24 protein-coding genes are annotated in these 15,488 nt (G+C 44.4%); 8 read left to right on the forward strand and 16 right to left on the reverse strand.

Annotated elements, in window-relative coordinates; translation table 11 throughout:
* Positions 1 to 4: 4 nt before the first annotated feature.
* The 16 genes from gp17 to CXF62_RS11020 all read right to left on the reverse strand — a co-directional run bounded on the left by gp17 (position 5) and on the right by CXF62_RS11020 (position 12,273).
* Complete coding sequence (gene gp17, locus CXF62_RS10945; protein ID WP_102094373.1) at positions 5 to 367, reverse strand: tail completion protein gp17; 363 nt, start codon at positions 365 to 367, stop codon at positions 5 to 7.
* 2 nt (positions 368 to 369) lie between these two features.
* On the reverse strand, positions 370 to 852 hold the full coding sequence (locus CXF62_RS10950) for an HK97-gp10 family putative phage morphogenesis protein (protein WP_102094374.1): 483 nt from the start codon (positions 850 to 852) through the stop codon (positions 370 to 372).
* The gene (locus tag CXF62_RS10955; RefSeq protein WP_102094375.1) at positions 849 to 1,184 is read right to left on the reverse strand and encodes a phage head closure protein; all 336 of its coding nucleotides are present in this window, start codon (positions 1,182 to 1,184) and stop codon (positions 849 to 851) included. The genes CXF62_RS10950 and CXF62_RS10955 overlap by 4 nt, the downstream gene beginning before the upstream one ends.
* Before the next feature lies 1 nt (position 1,185).
* Positions 1,186 to 1,494, reverse strand: coding sequence for a head-tail connector protein (locus CXF62_RS10960; protein WP_228153223.1), 309 nt, complete (start codon positions 1,492 to 1,494; stop codon positions 1,186 to 1,188).
* Between the two features lie 94 nt (positions 1,495 to 1,588).
* The gene (locus CXF62_RS10965) at positions 1,589 to 2,836 is read right to left on the reverse strand and encodes a phage major capsid protein (RefSeq protein ID WP_102094376.1); all 1,248 of its coding nucleotides are present in this window, start codon (positions 2,834 to 2,836) and stop codon (positions 1,589 to 1,591) included.
* A gap of 78 nt (positions 2,837 to 2,914) precedes the next feature.
* A complete protein-coding gene (locus tag CXF62_RS10970) occupies positions 2,915 to 3,661 on the reverse strand; it encodes an HK97 family phage prohead protease (RefSeq protein WP_102094377.1) in 747 nt (248 codons plus the stop codon).
* On the reverse strand, positions 3,654 to 4,889 hold the full coding sequence (locus tag CXF62_RS10975) for a phage portal protein (protein ID WP_102094378.1): 1,236 nt from the start codon (positions 4,887 to 4,889) through the stop codon (positions 3,654 to 3,656). The genes CXF62_RS10970 and CXF62_RS10975 overlap by 8 nt, the downstream gene beginning before the upstream one ends.
* A gap of 1 nt (position 4,890) precedes the next feature.
* Positions 4,891 to 6,636: a terminase large subunit gene (locus tag CXF62_RS10980; RefSeq protein ID WP_102094379.1), complete on the reverse strand. Its 1,746-nt coding sequence runs from the start codon at positions 6,634 to 6,636 to the stop codon at positions 4,891 to 4,893.
* Between the two features lie 6 nt (positions 6,637 to 6,642).
* On the reverse strand, positions 6,643 to 7,119 hold the full coding sequence (locus CXF62_RS10985; protein ID WP_102094380.1) for a phage terminase small subunit P27 family: 477 nt from the start codon (positions 7,117 to 7,119) through the stop codon (positions 6,643 to 6,645).
* A 104-nt stretch (positions 7,120 to 7,223) separates the two neighbouring features.
* Positions 7,224 to 7,670, reverse strand: a complete 447-nt coding sequence (locus CXF62_RS10990; protein ID WP_102094381.1) for an HNH endonuclease — start codon at positions 7,668 to 7,670, stop codon at positions 7,224 to 7,226.
* Between the two features lie 135 nt (positions 7,671 to 7,805).
* Positions 7,806 to 8,210 (reverse strand): hypothetical protein, encoded by a 405-nt coding sequence (locus CXF62_RS10995; RefSeq protein WP_102094382.1) that lies wholly within the window; start codon positions 8,208 to 8,210, stop codon positions 7,806 to 7,808.
* A gap of 352 nt (positions 8,211 to 8,562) precedes the next feature.
* Positions 8,563 to 10,263 (reverse strand): primase-helicase family protein, encoded by a 1,701-nt coding sequence (locus tag CXF62_RS11000; protein WP_102094383.1) that lies wholly within the window; start codon positions 10,261 to 10,263, stop codon positions 8,563 to 8,565.
* Positions 10,263 to 11,279 (reverse strand): primase-helicase zinc-binding domain-containing protein, encoded by a 1,017-nt coding sequence (locus CXF62_RS11005; RefSeq protein WP_185156648.1) that lies wholly within the window; start codon positions 11,277 to 11,279, stop codon positions 10,263 to 10,265. Before CXF62_RS11005 ends, CXF62_RS11000 begins: the two co-directional genes overlap by 1 nt.
* Positions 11,269 to 11,460, reverse strand: a complete 192-nt coding sequence (locus CXF62_RS11010) for a hypothetical protein (protein WP_102094385.1) — start codon at positions 11,458 to 11,460, stop codon at positions 11,269 to 11,271. The genes CXF62_RS11005 and CXF62_RS11010 overlap by 11 nt, the downstream gene beginning before the upstream one ends.
* Positions 11,447 to 11,950, reverse strand: coding sequence for a phage regulatory CII family protein (locus CXF62_RS11015; protein ID WP_102094386.1), 504 nt, complete (start codon positions 11,948 to 11,950; stop codon positions 11,447 to 11,449). The genes CXF62_RS11010 and CXF62_RS11015 overlap by 14 nt, the downstream gene beginning before the upstream one ends.
* Before the next feature lie 41 nt (positions 11,951 to 11,991).
* Positions 11,992 to 12,273 carry a transcriptional regulator gene (locus tag CXF62_RS11020; protein WP_102094387.1) on the reverse strand — a complete coding sequence of 94 codons (282 nt, stop codon included), beginning with the start codon at positions 12,271 to 12,273 and terminating at the stop codon, positions 11,992 to 11,994.
* Between the two features lie 127 nt (positions 12,274 to 12,400).
* Between CXF62_RS11020 and CXF62_RS11025 the strand changes: the two genes are divergently transcribed.
* The 8 genes from CXF62_RS11025 (at position 12,401) to CXF62_RS11055 (ending at position 15,485) form a co-directional block, all read left to right on the forward strand.
* The gene (locus tag CXF62_RS11025) at positions 12,401 to 13,075 is read left to right on the forward strand and encodes an XRE family transcriptional regulator (protein WP_102094388.1); all 675 of its coding nucleotides are present in this window, start codon (positions 12,401 to 12,403) and stop codon (positions 13,073 to 13,075) included.
* A gap of 2 nt (positions 13,076 to 13,077) precedes the next feature.
* Positions 13,078 to 13,203, forward strand: coding sequence for a hypothetical protein (locus CXF62_RS14940; protein ID WP_265734915.1), 126 nt, complete (start codon positions 13,078 to 13,080; stop codon positions 13,201 to 13,203).
* A gap of 135 nt (positions 13,204 to 13,338) precedes the next feature.
* Positions 13,339 to 13,563 carry a hypothetical protein gene (locus CXF62_RS11030; protein ID WP_102094389.1) on the forward strand — a complete coding sequence of 75 codons (225 nt, stop codon included), beginning with the start codon at positions 13,339 to 13,341 and terminating at the stop codon, positions 13,561 to 13,563.
* Entirely contained in the window at positions 13,560 to 14,198 is a 639-nt protein-coding gene (locus CXF62_RS11035) for a hypothetical protein (protein WP_102094390.1), read from the forward strand. The genes CXF62_RS11030 and CXF62_RS11035 overlap by 4 nt, the downstream gene beginning before the upstream one ends.
* Positions 14,191 to 14,553, forward strand: a complete 363-nt coding sequence (locus CXF62_RS11040) for a hypothetical protein (protein ID WP_102094391.1) — start codon at positions 14,191 to 14,193, stop codon at positions 14,551 to 14,553. Before CXF62_RS11035 ends, CXF62_RS11040 begins: the two co-directional genes overlap by 8 nt.
* The gene (locus CXF62_RS11045) at positions 14,553 to 15,074 is read left to right on the forward strand and encodes a hypothetical protein (RefSeq protein WP_102094392.1); all 522 of its coding nucleotides are present in this window, start codon (positions 14,553 to 14,555) and stop codon (positions 15,072 to 15,074) included. The genes CXF62_RS11040 and CXF62_RS11045 overlap by 1 nt, the downstream gene beginning before the upstream one ends.
* Complete coding sequence (locus CXF62_RS11050; RefSeq protein ID WP_102094393.1) at positions 15,071 to 15,283, forward strand: hypothetical protein; 213 nt, start codon at positions 15,071 to 15,073, stop codon at positions 15,281 to 15,283. Before CXF62_RS11045 ends, CXF62_RS11050 begins: the two co-directional genes overlap by 4 nt.
* Positions 15,267 to 15,485 carry a hypothetical protein gene (locus CXF62_RS11055; RefSeq protein ID WP_102094394.1) on the forward strand — a complete coding sequence of 73 codons (219 nt, stop codon included), beginning with the start codon at positions 15,267 to 15,269 and terminating at the stop codon, positions 15,483 to 15,485. The genes CXF62_RS11050 and CXF62_RS11055 overlap by 17 nt, the downstream gene beginning before the upstream one ends.
* The last annotated feature ends 3 nt before the right edge of the window (positions 15,486 to 15,488 follow it).

Raw genomic sequence — 15,488 nt, forward strand, 5'->3', positions numbered from 1 at the left:
GGGATTAGGTAAAAGGGGTGGTTTGCCAAAACTCAACATCAAGCGATTGTCTAAACAGCTTTGATTCGGTTTCGTAGCTTTGTTGCGAGTTTTCATATTCGCTAGGGTGGATGTTATCGCTAATAGAGCCAATGACTTTGTGAGCAAGGTCTGTGCATTCATCGTAGTCGTCGTGGTAGATATCTATTTGCACTCGAACCCATTCGTGGCCAGTTACGCCATCATCTGTGACTTCAGGGATTGAGCTAATAATTTGCCAAATAATATAGGGGCGTGTCTGGTCAGCAGATTCAGTAGCAATCATAGGATAGATTCGACCATCTACTAACGGGCCCAGTAGCGGGTATAATCGATCGCCTGCTTTCATGGTTACTCCGAATATTTATCAATATTTTCGTTCAGCTTTTGGCTAAATCGTTCAATCATTAGCTGTACATTGTTGTCAAAAGCAGGTCGGATAAACGGCGTAGCAGGTTGTGTTGATGTGCCACGTTCAATGAAGTGCCAATAATTTGGGTAAACTTTGTTTCTGCCAGTGCCTATATACATGCCCATAGCGGCACCTTGTGCAAATTCACCTTTCATTTCTGATTTTGGCACACGGCGCTTTTTGATAGCTGTGCGTAATAGCCCTGGCTTAACGTCTATTTTTTTGCCATTTGGATAAACAACGGTATGGGGCTCTTTAGCTTTGGCGGCGAACTTCTTAGCATCTTTTACGACAGGGGTAAGCGCGTAACCCAATGCGTTATATATGGCTTTACCGGCAAGTTTGTTGTCGAGCTCAGCAAGTTTATCTTCAAGCTCAGAAAGTCCTTGTACTTCTACAGTGCCCCAGTCGTCATTGGTCATTTTACTTTAGTCCTACATAAGACGATTTTCTTGTTGTCTTCAGGCACAGGCATAATACTTAAGACATCATATGTAGTATTACTTATGTCCAATGTCTGTAGACGGTCGCTAGTGTTGATGACAACCGATAAATCAAAATGTATTTTGGCGTCTATTGACGTTCCAGCTGCGTTTGCTTGTACAAAATCAGACGTGCTAACTGGTAATAACTGGCACCATGCTGTACCGACAACTGTTTCTGTTTCTTTAACTGCACCAGATGGAGATCGAGAAGTCGTTTTGCGCAATATATTAACTGGAGTATTTAGTTTGCCTCGACTGATCTTTGCCATGTCATACTCCCATTTTGCGATATTTATTCAGCAGTCTATCGAGTGCGTGGTTCATGTGCAGCTGCTCAGTTTGCTGTGCTTCACGGTTTTGGTACAAATCACCGATGACAAGCAGCGCGGCGTGTTTCAATGATTCAGATAATTGGCCAGACGGTGTTAAGCAGATATCCTCTGTTAGCTCGCGATCAAGCTCATCAGCGATTAATTGAAATGACGTAGGGATAAGCCCCGCAATATACGTATCATCTATCTCATGTGTGACACGCAGGTGAGATTTGGCTTGTTCAAGCGTGATAGATGCAGTAATCATAGATGATGCCTATATTGAGTTAGGATAAAAAAGACCGCTGGCAGACGTGCTACCAGCAGCTAGGAGAAGCGTTTCAACTAATAATTATCTAATCTTATGGTCCGACGTTGACTAGGTCGCCCGTTACAGCAGCATCTGGCATGACAACACCAAAAGCGGCGCGCATTTCAGCACGGACAGTTACCAAGTTTTTACGGAAGTTGTCAGCGTCTTCAGTAGATAGCTCAACTGTAGCATCTTGACGAAGATACCCTTCAGTCGCCATTGTGATGTTGCCTGTCCAATGTTTACCGATTGGCATTGCAGGAGACTGCATAACTTTGAGCCCCCATAGGATAGGCTGCACAGCAGAGCCCGGTGAGCCAAACAAGTAATGGCCGTCAGTACCTTTCGTCTGTTCGATTTCTGCCCAATCTTGTGGGTTTAGAATGACGGTCTCAGGTGGCAAAAAGTTAGCATAAGCTTTTGCTTTTGCAGTACTGATAGTGTCGATTGCATTATCAGCAGCAACTACAGTTAAGCTGTTACCTGCTTTCATTAAGCCTTTAAAGCTTTTGGTATCGCCGTTGATGACCAAATATTCAAGTTTTAAGCGCAAGCCGTAAGACATACGGCCTTCGATATAAGCGGCCAATGCTGGCGCATCGTCAAGAACCTGCTTACTGACACGCACCCAGTGAGCAATGACGTCAACTTCTAGTGAATCAGTTCCAAACTCAAGCGTAGACTCTGGTTTTAGTTCGCTTTCTGGGACGATATCAGCCATAAATGAGACGGCTGTTTCGCGTACATAAGGGATTAAATCGGCTGTTGTTGGTATCCAGTTGATCATATTAACGATGGTCAATGGATTTTCAGCTGTTGGTACCATCTTAGCGTTATTGATATTGACTGCATTATCAATACCGCTGATCATTATTGTATTGCGTGCTGATACACCGTCGATTTGTACTTTGCCACGGGCTTGTTTGATGGCTTTAATTTCATTCGATAAGCCTTCATTACGTGAAATTAGGCCGCCGATAGTATTGGCATCAAGCTCACCGTCTTGAACACCACGCACCATCGTTTGCTCGAACTCTGTAAAACGCGCTGATAAGTCATTGACGCTTTCAGCCGATTTTTGGAGTTCGGCGATAGCATTGCGCGTTTCAGTGTCATCTTTGTTTTCAGCAAGCAGTTTTTGCTTTTTTTCAATCAGCTCGTCGAGCGTGGCCAAGCGGGTTTTAAGCTGACCAGCTAACTTTTCATATTCATCTTTAGACGTGCCACCCGCATCACGGGTCATAACACCCATGCCAGACATAGCACCAGCGATTGCAGCAGTTTTAAAATCACGCATAATATTTTCCTTTAGGCAAAAAAATAGCTACCGATTGGTAGCATTGTTTAGGGTTTGATTGGTGTTAAAAGAGATGGTTTATTTGTCTAAAAACGCAAAGGGATCTTTAACTTCAGTAATATCACCAGCGCTGGTGCCCATGATACTGTCGAGTTTGGATATAAAGTGGCGGGCATCGGCTTGATCAAGCCCTAGCTTGGTCAGCATGTCACACGCATCGCGTTCATCAGCTAAGTTGTTGATGGTTTCTGCTTGGCGGTTGATGCGAGCACTGCGGTCGCTTGGCTCATCAACGACACTGATTTCAAATAAATCTGCGCGTTTGATTAAGATATGACCGTCTTGCTCTTCATAATCCATTTCAGTTGGGTTATAAAAACAAATAGATAAGCCATCAACAGTAAGGTGACGCATCATTGCAGCAACAGCAGTGGCCAACGGTAACCCTTGAGTGAGTTCGCCTTTGACACGTAAGCCGATATCATCCTCTTCAAATTCTACCCAGCGACCAACACGCATAGCTGCATTCGTGTCAAACATGTTGCGCCAACCGTGGTTGTAATACATATGTACGGTTTTTTCGCTATTGTTGAACGCACTAATCATATCGGCGAACGCACCACGGGCGAATTTCTCACCATGCAAGTTTATGCTATTCCACTGGACTGCATAGCCTTCAAATGTGTAAGTAGCAGCGCCGTCTTTGTCAGGTTCGGCAAAGCGTATCTTGGTATCGATGACTGGAATACGGCGGGTACTGACAGAGTGCAGTAGCTCACTGCGGCCATCGCGACAGTGCAGCGTTTGCAGTGAGTGTTTATTCATTGCTGGTATCCTTAGTTTGGTCTAGTGAAGATTGTTTAGCGACAACATTAAGAGGCGCAAAGCCCAGCTGCATATAGAGTTCGTCGCCCCCTTCTTGTGGCTTCCAGCCTTCAGCGCGTCGCACCTCGTTGGGCGTTCGCTGACCGGATGTGATCTCGGTGTTATACATCTCGACGCGTTCTTTTCGACTTGATCGCAAAATAGCATCAGCGTCAATTTCAAACTGGTATTTGTCCCAGTCTTTACGCGGTATTAGTGTGGTTAGCATTGATAATTCAAGGCGCTCAAGGTAGGGCCGCAAGTTGAATTTATGAAACGCCTCAATGATTGCTGAGATGCCGCTGCCCCAGTTGCTAGATTGCGTACTGTCGTTAATCAAAATACTAGGTACACCGAACATACGCGCAATCTCTTCTAAACTAAATCTGCGCGTGGCCAATAATTCAATGTCACTAGGCGTCAAACTAATGGCTTCAAACTTCATATCAAGTGGTAACACTGGCATAAAGGTTTCATCGCCGCTGGTTAATTCGCCCATTTCATCGCGAATTGCTTGGCGCTGTTCGGCAGTTGGTGAGCCCTTTGTCATTAATGCGCCCGTGGGCTTAGCGCCATTACGCATGAGCGACGTTATCTTATCGTCTGACGCATCTGCCACAGCGACGGCTTTGGCGGCGTGTTGCAATGGTGATAAGCCTTTTATACCGTTGCCAAATAGCTTTACATGCCAAATATCAGATTCCTTAAAGTCGCGACTGAAAGCTGACGTTATCTGGTGACGATAAGTAAGAACATCGTCTTTCAAAATAACCGTCATATTCGATGAGTTGATAATATCCAGACTAAGAATACGAGAGTTTTTGTCACCTGCGCGTGTAATTCTGACGTATGCATTGCCGTCACTGACCAAGTTGAGCATCAGTTGTTCCATAAACTCAATGCGGTTTTGACGTTTATTGGGTTTATATCTCAGCAGTTTCATGACGTCATGATCTGCTTTGGTGTCTAAATACCCATCTTTGTCTTTGGTATATAAATCAATAGGCATACTAGCAATGGTTTCAGCAAGCAATCTGATTGATGCGAAGACCGCCGTGACGGTCATTGCTGTATCAAAGGTGACGGGCTTGGCTGTTTTAGTGACAGTACGAGTAGCGTTTTGATTGCCGTCCACGGGGTCACGCGGCGCGTAACCAAACCATGCGGCGACGGTTTGTATGATTGCCATGTTATCCCCTGAAGCTTACAAAGTCGTTTAAATAATCACCAAGTTGTGTCTCAAAATCTTGGCTAGGTAGGTCGCCAGTTTCGTCATAATACTGGGCGCGGTTGGTCGCGATGATTGCAGCGACCGCGCCGTCAATTTTACTGGCGTCAGATTCCTTACGCGGGAATATATTATCGTTTGCATCTTTTTTGACAGTGACGTTGCCCATACACCAGCGCAATATTGGATTGCCATCGTGATGTACCCGCTTTGAAGTCAAGAGAGCTTGTAAATGTTTCATTGGCTCGCTTAGATAAGCAACGCGCTGCGGCACTTCGACCATATTGAGACCTTGCTCATTTAGACGCATTGCCAAATATGTTGCGTTAAAAGGATCGTAACCCGTTTCCTGCATGTCGTATTTTGATGAGTCGTGAATGATATCGCGCTCAATCTTTTCAAAGTCAGTGATGTTGCCGTCAGTGACTGTGAGCCAGCCTTGGCGCTCCCATTCAATAAAACGTTTCTGATTTGGGTTGTTGGCATTGTCCAGCTGCGCACGGTTGATGTAGAAGTTTGCAAATAAGTAATAGTGAGATATATCGTCTACTTTTTTGACAAATAATTTCACGCGTGATGCCAGATCCACTTTAGATGCTAAATCAAGGCCGCCAAAGCAAGGGTATTTATCGAAAAGCCCAGAGACTAATAGCTTATCAGCAGCATCGTCCCAGTCTTGCATGTTGAGCCAACCGCTACGCGCAGCGACCCAGACGCATAAATGCTTAGTTAAGAAGTCAGCTTGTGCATCAGGACTAACAGCAGCGCGTTGGTACTCCGCTTCGAGCGCAGATTTATAAACCGAAACACCATAATTTGGGTTAGCTTTACGCCAACTCTTTGGGTCACGCCAATCATCAGCATCGTCAATCGTGTAGATAATGCCAAAGTAACGGTCATGTGTTTCAAGACCAGATAAGACTTTAGTGACTAAGGTGCGCTGTTCATAGCAAACGCCATCTAAGATAAACCCAGCTGTAGTGATAGCAAATAGCAGGGGCTGCTCACGTGCGCCCATGCCGGTCGCCATGACCTCGTAGGTATCGTTTGATTTATGCGCATGAAGTTCGTCAATAATAGCGCCTTGAACGTTTAGACCGTCCAAGTTGCCCCCGTAATCACGACTGACAGCTTTAAATGTTGATGTGGTGGCAATGGAGCTGACAGCGTGTGCAGTCACTTCTATGCGCATGGCCTTTTGCATATCGGGGCGTTTTCGTACCATGCTTTGCGCGGTTTCAAATACAATGCGTGCCTGGTCACGGGTGGTGGCGGCCGAATAAACTTCCGCACCCATCTCCCCATCAGCAAAACATAGGTATAAGCCGATACCAGCAGCCAATGTAGACTTGGCGTTCTTGCGTGGCACTTCAACATAGGCATAGCGATAGCGACGTTTACCATCAAAATCTACCCAGCCAAACAAGTTGGCCACGATGAATATTTGCCAAGGCTCAAGTAGTATCAATTCGCGCTTGTTTGCCAGCTCACCCTTAACATGAGGCAGTAGCTCTATAAATCGGCAAGCTTTTGCAGCCAACTGACTGTCAAATTCAAACTCAAATGCAGATTCATTCTTTGCGCGTTTAAGATCCGTCAAGTGTCGTTGGCACGCTTGACGCACATAGACGCACGCATCGATAGTGCCGTCGATTACATCCGTTGCGTATTGCGCCGCGATATTAGCGTAGGCAATAGCATCTGACATAGTTTCTTAACCTTGTTTATTAAACTCTCCAAACTCATCATCGCCAAACAAATTGCCTTGAGCGACATCTACTTTGATACTGGAGCGAGCAGCGGGAGATAGACCAAACTCGCGGCCTAATGATATGAGCTGTTTTTGTAATGTGTTACGGATACTGACCAGTGCGGTCTGGACCATAAAACCGTTTGGTGTTTTACCAATCCAAGTATCGATATCTTCGAGCTTAGTGCAGACATCGCCATAACGCGCAGAGGTTTCGGCATACGCGCCAAACAAATCTCCATCGATAACTGATAGCAATCCGAGTGCGACCAATTGTGGTGCTATCTTGTCCCACTGCTTGCGTGATTTGGCGTCGAGCCAGTCGGGGCAGGGTGGTATAGCCAGTGTTGGTTGAGCGGCGTTGCTGGCAGCTTCACGGTCGCTACGGACACGACTGCCTTGCAACACTTTGAGCTGCGTCGGTTTACGTGGACGAGACATAGTGTCACCTGAGAATAGTTATTGATTGAGGGGGTATACCCCCTACAGAGTTTTGACCATGCGAAAATTCTCTTGGGGGCGGTGGTCTCTGTGGGAAATTTTATTTACTTTTTACCCCACCCTCCCTGCCTGAGCTGGGCAATTTCGTAGTCAGATAATTTATTATCGACTGTAGTTGTTTTGATTGAGTGACATGAGTAGCACAGTGGTTGCCAGTTCGACTGATCCCAAAACAATTCCTGATTGCCGCGATGCGGTAGGATGTGATCGACTACGTCAGCACCTCTGGTGATGCCTTGCATCATGCAATATCTGCATAATGGTTCATCGTTAAGAAACCCTAACCGTGCTGAGCGCCATCTGGCATCGTAACCGCGCTGAGCAGATGACGGTCTGTTGTCTATCCGTTTGAGCTTTGCGGGTTCGGCTTGCTTGACTTGGGGTTCTGCTTGGCGTTTAGGTTTGGGTTTATGTATCCTGCAAAAGCCATTGGCACCAGCACTGGCGTTGCAACCTGTATGGCTGCAAAGTGTGGTAGGCATCGATGGCATAAGGATTGCTCAAAAAGAAAGCCCACTGCGGGGGCAATGGGCTTAACTAGTAATGTTTGGTTGATGCTGCCGTGTGCTTTACGATTAGGCAGGAACTTCGAATATGAGAAATCTTAGGTGAATCTGTCCGAAAAATCAAGAAGCCTCTGAGTAGCCTAGCAATTGTAATCTTATCTCAACCCTTACTATGTTTGCGTTCTGCGCCATATCATTTAGCATAAAATTAACATGATCTGATAGCTTGTTGTCCGACCAAGTTTGTTTTGCAATACCAGCAAATGCTGAACGTTCGATATCATTCCAAGCATAGCCAGTTGTTTCATTGATTGGATACTGACATTCAGCCAATGCTGTGCGAACAACCTTATCGATATATCTGATTCTTATAGCTTTAGTAGCCAGTTGAGATGTATAGGTTGCAGACAGACGCTCTTGAATTATTGTATTAAAACCATCGTTTAAATAGTGATAGCAATCAGCTTGCATTGGTGTGATGTTTGCATAGGCTTCAGCAGCAGCTCTTAAGTATTCTTGACGCATGATAAATATCCCCCGTTATTTAGACTCAATATAGGAGCGTGTGCATAGTTACGTCAAGATGTGCATAGTTGATTTTAAACTATGCACGTCTGAATCCTTTGGTATTACTGGCTTATAAGGCTGATGTTCATAGTGTGCATAGTGTGCATAGTTATATTTACGCACGAGGATAAAAATATTTTGTTGTTATCTTAGGTTGATAATAAAAATAAATTATTTCCCGCGCGCGCATACGAAAAAACCCTGCACACTATGCACAGGGTCGCTATAAGCTATATTGGGTAAGGTCTGTAGACGTGCATAGTTGTATTTTGAACTATGCACGTGGGGTGCACACTATGCACATGGTTGGCTATTTGGGTTCGAGTTTCTGACCGATAGCGTTCTTCATAAGCTGTATTTCTTTGCCAAGCCATATTTGTTGGTTGGCTGCTGTAGGTGTTGGATAGCTTGTTGGCATCTTAACAGCAATAATCGTGGACTGGACAGGTTTGCTGTTATTAGGTAGTTGGTATCTTAGCCGCTCTTTGTGCTCACGTCTACCAATATATGTCATTAATTTGGTTTTAGTGGTACCGCGCTCGCCACCTTTACGGCACCAGTACTGGTAATAGTCGTAAAGATCGTCAGTTAAGCAGCTGCAATAAGGTATACCAGCTTCGCCTATCACCCAATCATCATAGAAAACCTCCCAATTTGGTTGGCTTAGGCGAATAAGCTGACGCTTGCTGTTGGTCATGATTGCTGGTGTGTGTGATGTTTGGCCATTAAGTTCTATTTTCATGAGATAAGTGTAGAAAGCACGCAGCATATTGTTATTAGTGCTATCTAAGGCATCTGCGACTTCCTTTAATAAGGGTGCGGGAATCTTTTGCTTTGGATAGCAGACAACATGGCGACGGTCATTCTGTTCAAGAGATAAAGGCATCATATTGTTTGATAAAAATATCGCATTGACGTAGTTATCTTGCTTCCAACCACTCATGAATTTCTGATTGATATAGATAGTGTTGCCTGTAATCAGTTGCTTGACCATACCCATTTGAGAGTATCTATCAGAGCCGCTAAATATCTCTTCAAAAAGTGCGTAGAGTTTATTTGATACCCAGTCGTTATACTGAGACTCAAGCTGACCTTGACCTAATATCACGCTATAGTCACCATAGATGCGTGTCATAATGCGGTCAAAGAATAGAGACTTACCCGCGCCTTGTATCTCACCATGAACTATCAACGCCGTATCAAGCTTAGTACCAGGGCGTTGTAATGGTATCGCAAGCCATCTAATAACCCAGTCATAGATTGCCTGGTCGCCTTCGCATAAGTGCAAAAGTAAATCAGTGATAGGTTTGCACATAGCAGCCGCTTCTTCTGTTTCAATTTCAACAGGTTTAAGCGGTAACCCATCGAATGTATTGATAGCAATATCGTTTGGGTTCTTAGGCTCTTTGGTGCGAGTAGGGTCGAACCAGATATTATCTGATTTGACCGTAATACGAGAGTCTGATTTGAGCCAGATATCATACTCGTTTGGTCGTGCAAGTTTGATAGTATCGACAGGCAAGCGAATACGCTCAACGTCATCCCATACTTCTTTGGTGCCATAGATGAGGAAGTAACGGTCGAACATCGACTGGGCTTCGACCGCCATCATAACGTCTAAGTCTTTAGCGACTTCTGATTTTGTAATCTTACGATGCTTCGTTTCCCACCAACGTACGGCTAACTTCTTATTGCCAATTTCATTAGCAAACTGAGTCTTTGTATATTCAATCTTTTGCTCTGTGTCGTAAACTTTATTCGTTACTTTACCAATGTCAGTGATTTGAGCGTAACGTTTAAGCATATTAGCCAAGCGCATATCTTGCTCAACGTCAGCAGGTACACTGCCGTTGTGCTGCGCAATAGGCGCGTCAGTAGCACTGTGATCATCATTGGCAGCTTGGGTCACTATTGATTGGTTCGCCAGTGCGTACTTGATTTGACGTGATACCTCGTTGAGTCCTGCAGCTGCTGCAAGGTCATTAAAATCTGTATGTTGTTTGCCTTGCATTACGCTGCATCCTTATCTATGTCTAATATGTCGAAGCTTGGCGTGACCATTTCGCCGCCAATGGTAGCTGCTGCTTGTTTGGCCTTGTAGATTCCAGCGTTGTACTCAATTAGTGGCTTGGGTTCTTTGCCCTCTGATATGTCCTTATCGCGCATCTTGATCGCTGTTGCACTATCATTATCAGCGCAGATAATGATGCGATGATCAGGGTATTGGGCTCGTATTGACTGTGCGACTGGGATTAAGTTGTTTGCATTAAAAGCAACAATCACTGGCAAGCTATAGCTCATCGCATCAAATATGGTAGCGCCTGTGGCGTAACCTTCACATATAAGAACAATACCCCCGGCGAACATCGTAGTATTGCCAATCAGATGGTAAGCGCCATTCACCAATCCACCCTTTAAGAATAGCTTTTCGCTATCAGGCGCTATGGTCTGAATATTAACTAACGTCACAACTTTAGTGTCTTTATTATAGTAATTCATAGGAATGACTAGATTGTCATTAGCATCTTGGCGCAGATTGATAGACGCGATATTTTTGCGCAGCAGATACGGATGATCGTTTGTAGCTGATTTTGCATTGTCCCAAATACTAGTAGCACGCGCTGCGGCATCAATACGAGCTTGGCGCTTTTCAGCTTTCTCTACTGCTTCACGCTCGACTTGCTGTGACTGCCACTGTGCACGCTGCTCGTCTGTCACTTCGCTAGTCGTATCAAGTCCGATAGCGCCTGCAATCAGCTTATTGGTTTCGTAAACATCAAGCCCAGTGTATTGCTGCACAAGCATAAAGCCATTGCCAGCACCACACTGCGAGCATATCCAAGTGCCTTCACCGCGCTTGTCATCACAACGGAATCTATTAGAGCCACCGCACATCGGGCATGCTTGATGCTGATGGGCAGCTTTGCTGAAGCTAATGCCAGCAGCAGGGAATATAGTCGAGACATAGTTACCGATAGCTGCTGCGCGAATGGCGTCGAAATCAAGCGGTGTGCGTTTATCTGTCATTGTCGGCATCCTTTTGCTCAATTTGATCATCAACGAAACGCTGTATTATTGAAATAACTACGTCATGTGCTTTCTGGTCTTTTGTTTCATTATCATTCATGAAAGCCCAATAGCCGCCATATTCAACAACTTCAACAATCATATCTTTGTAAGCTTGGTCAGAAATTCTAAGCGTTGCCATTATTTCTCTCCATATTGCGTTCGGCATTTTTTAAGATTGTTTGAATATGACTGATCAATGCATAGCCGTCTTTTTGCATGCTCGCATATTCATCAGGCTCAATAACCTTGTCAGCATAAGCGTCCAATGAGGTGCTATTGAGATCTGCGAACTTTTGACCAAGTAAGGCAATATCAACCATCTCATCGCACTGGTTGTTTTCATCAGGCAGCAAAAACCATCCAGCGTTGCCATGTGCACGGCAAACAGCGTCCATGATTAAAGATGACTGGGTAGCACTTAGGACTTGCTCAATGAGCAATGGTGATAGTGTGTGACAAGTGCGCTTTGGGTTAACTTGCAGCACTGCTGTGTTGTACGTCAGACCAAATGTCTCACAGATACCGCCAAGCGTACCGCGTGGCTTCATCGCAGCTTGATAGACTGCTGCTTCCAAATCTAATACGCAGTTTTCAGCACGCTGTGCGGCTGTGTATTTTTGCTTCGACATATTGCCCCCGTTATTGTCGTTCTTTTATCGCAGTGCTGTTGCTATGCTAGATGTTGTTGATTACTTGGATCGTTGGCTGGTTCGGGAGTGGGGAATATGTCAGGACGTAGTGCATGACATGGGACACCAGTTATCTTTGAAACTTTAACCACCCATTTAGCAGAGGTTTTTTTGTCGCGGTTAAGCCAAGTCCATATGTTTTGTTGCTTTAGCTTCTTTTGCGTGGGATCGATACTTTTAGCTAGTTCAGTTTGACCGCCAGCAGTATCAACTGCTTTCTGTAAAGCTTCTAAAGGACTAAGCGGTTTAATTATCTGATTCATGATGTAAATCCTTTGTTGTTAATTTTAATGTATTTAATCATTTGTTGTTAATTATGTCAAATCTTTTGTTGTTAGCTTTGCAACATCATTTGTTTTAAATTGATAGAAATTACCGGAGGGCGATACCATGGCACTTGGACAGCGAGTTAAAGAAGCTAGAGAGTTTAGAGGTCTTAAACAAGGAGAGCTTGCTGAGCTTATTGGATGGACTCAGCAGGCGCTATCCACATTAGAAAATAGAGATAGCAAGAAGAGCTCATATTCTGCACAAATAGCAAAAGCACTTGATATAGATATCGATTGGTTGATGAGTGGTGCTGGCGAAATGATCAGTACGGAAGAAAAAGATAAACCCAATAGGAAGCTAATTAAGTACGTTCCGGTTAAAGGTTCAGCTCAAATGGGCGATAATGGATATTGGCTGGAGCTAGATTATATGGGTAACGGTGGGGATGGATACTTAGAAGTAAACAATGCTAGTGATTCAGCTTATGTAATACGTGCTGTGGGCGACAGTATGTTTCCTGCATTGCGTTCAGGGTGGTATATAGTATTCGATCCTAAAAGAGACCCATGTGCAGGTGAGTATGTTCATATTGTATTAGCAGACGGTCGAAATATGATAAAAGAATTTGTCAGCTGTCAACATGGCATCATTACTGTGATATCTGTTAATGGAATGGAGAGAATGTCTTTCAACTGTGAAGATGTAAATGTGCTGAATCCATTTGTAGAAATACAGCCGCCAAGTAGATTGCGTGATGAGCTACACTTGTTGGATAACGAATGTACGGGAATATGACAATGGCTAGTAGACCATGGGTAGAATACTGGATTGAGCATTACTTTGCGCATGCTAAGCCAGTCTCGAAAGACAACCCTTTAGTGCGCGGGTGGTGTGTTTATATAGAAGTTTACGAGTTCGATTAATTAAAACCCCTCATTTTTTAACGTGTTTTGTTGTTATAATTTACCTTTTTTCAATATAAACAACAAAAGATTTGACATTATTAACAACAAATGATTAATATATACCCGTGATCAACAACAAACGGGTATATCGCCATGTCAGACATCCATCGCACCGACCGCTTAAAAATGATGCGTTCTCAGTACGAGAACACACGCCTCAAAAGTACGCTCGCTGAACGTAACCAGCAGCTGCACACCACTGAACAGCAACTGACGAATACACAAATCAACTATAAGCATGCGTGCAAAAACACTCGCATGCTTATGGTTTTTTGCGTTTTGTTGATTGCCGTTATGTCATTGGGAGGTGTTGCGTGAGCAAATTAATAAGCACTTTCCAAATACGCTTTGATGACGAAACCAAAGCTGAAATAGCAGCGCTAAAAGGCAAATTAGATACCGTGGCGCATCGTCTGAACGTTGGCCATGCTATGCCGACTGGTGGTCTGCTAGCGGTCGTGGCTGGTGAAGCGGCTAATGACTCAAATAGCGTGATTGACCGAGAAACCGTCAATGATGTCGATTATCTAAGTACCTCATTAGATGAAAGCGTGCCTCATATCGATGATGTATTGGCGTATCCAAACTGGCTATCTGAGTCAGTGCCACAAATTACTGATGCTGATATGCAGCTTATCTTTATTAAAAACCTATCTGAAGTTCTAATCCAGCGTATGCATAGCATGGACCGCTTTAGTGAAGACGACTATGCGGTTGGTGGTGACAAGTTAATAGCATGGGATATTTTGATTTACGAACCTTTGGGTGCTTACGCGATTTTAATGCGCGGACCTGGCCGAATTAATGTTGCGGACTTATTGCTCATTAGGGAGGGTGGGCCGATGGCAGATGCGGGATGGAACACTGAGAGCGAAGCATTTGCAACTTTGCGGACAATAACCGAAGCCGAACTACCAGCATTTCGTGCGGCGTTGGAGGCTTGCTATGCGTAAAATTCAATCATTCAATATCACTGCACAGCTTGCGCTTATCCAATCTAAAGCGCAATTGAGCAATAGCGTAAGCCGTCAAGCGCTAACTGACGCCATCAATACATGGTCGGAGCATCAAGCCAAGTACGACTACGAGCGTAACCAAAATGATTTGGTCGTTATCAATCGAAATATCAGCTTGATCGTGACACAGGTAACCAATCGTATATGTCGCATTAACCCACTGGTTTGGACTGAGTTGCTAAAGTTAAATGCTGCGCTCAATGTCGGCATCATTAGCAACATCAACTTTGAGCCACGCCCAGTGCCAGTTGTGGCTGCGAACACTGATGCCAACCACAGCGAGGTGGCGTAATGTCAAAACAATCGAAAAAACAGCCTTTATTAGTCAATATTAATGGCGCAGCACATATCGGCGTGACAACAGCCTGTCAACGTGTCGCTATGTGCCTGAACGCTCAAGCAATCAGTACCGAAGTGATCAATGTCCGCAGAGGTATCGAAGCTGTTGAATTTGAAGACGACTACATACTTGATAAATACAAGCATCTAGATGTGATCTTGCTAGACCGTCATCACTATACAGCATCGGCTATCAAGCGCCGGTTACACCAGCCGCTTTGGGCTTGGCAAGAAGATAGCGTAATGCCAAGTCTTAGCGTGCTGCTTAGCTGTCATGGCACTGTATACAAGCGCTTTATTAAATCTAATGAAGATAAGCGCACAGCACTGGGACATCACGAGGCGCATCTGTCATGCATAAAAGAGCATTACGGCACACCAAATCATTATGTGCTTGATATAGATGGTAAAAATGGCCATCTGTACGCAGCTGGTACGCTTAAGAGTTTGATATTACGGGAGTTGAAACGATGAGTAAAACATTATCACTTAGCCGTCGTGCTCATCTATTTGTCAAAGACGGACAGTTTTTTATCAAGCTGCAACGTCAAAATCAGCGTGATCCAAAACGCGACGATTATTACATCATGAAAAAGTTTGAGCTGGAACGCCTAAAAGAGATCCATGAGTGGTTAAGCAAAATGATCAAAGAAAGTGAGGCTATAGATGTCAAAGCAGATTAAACGAGTTACTTTTGTGCTAAACAACTATGGCTTAAGTTGGTTAGACGTGAACATGCGCAGTTGGGAAATAGTCAGTGCATGTGCGGAAGGGCGTCACTTGGTGGGCCGAGCATGTCGCTTGGCTGACCGTGGCAATAAAATTGAGTATCGCACTGGGTCAACCTACACGACGATCAATGCGACTATTGAGAAGATGGGGTAGATA

This window comes from Psychrobacter sp. MES7-P7E (genome assembly GCF_002863645.1).
Taxonomy (GTDB): domain Bacteria; phylum Pseudomonadota; class Gammaproteobacteria; order Pseudomonadales; family Moraxellaceae; genus Psychrobacter.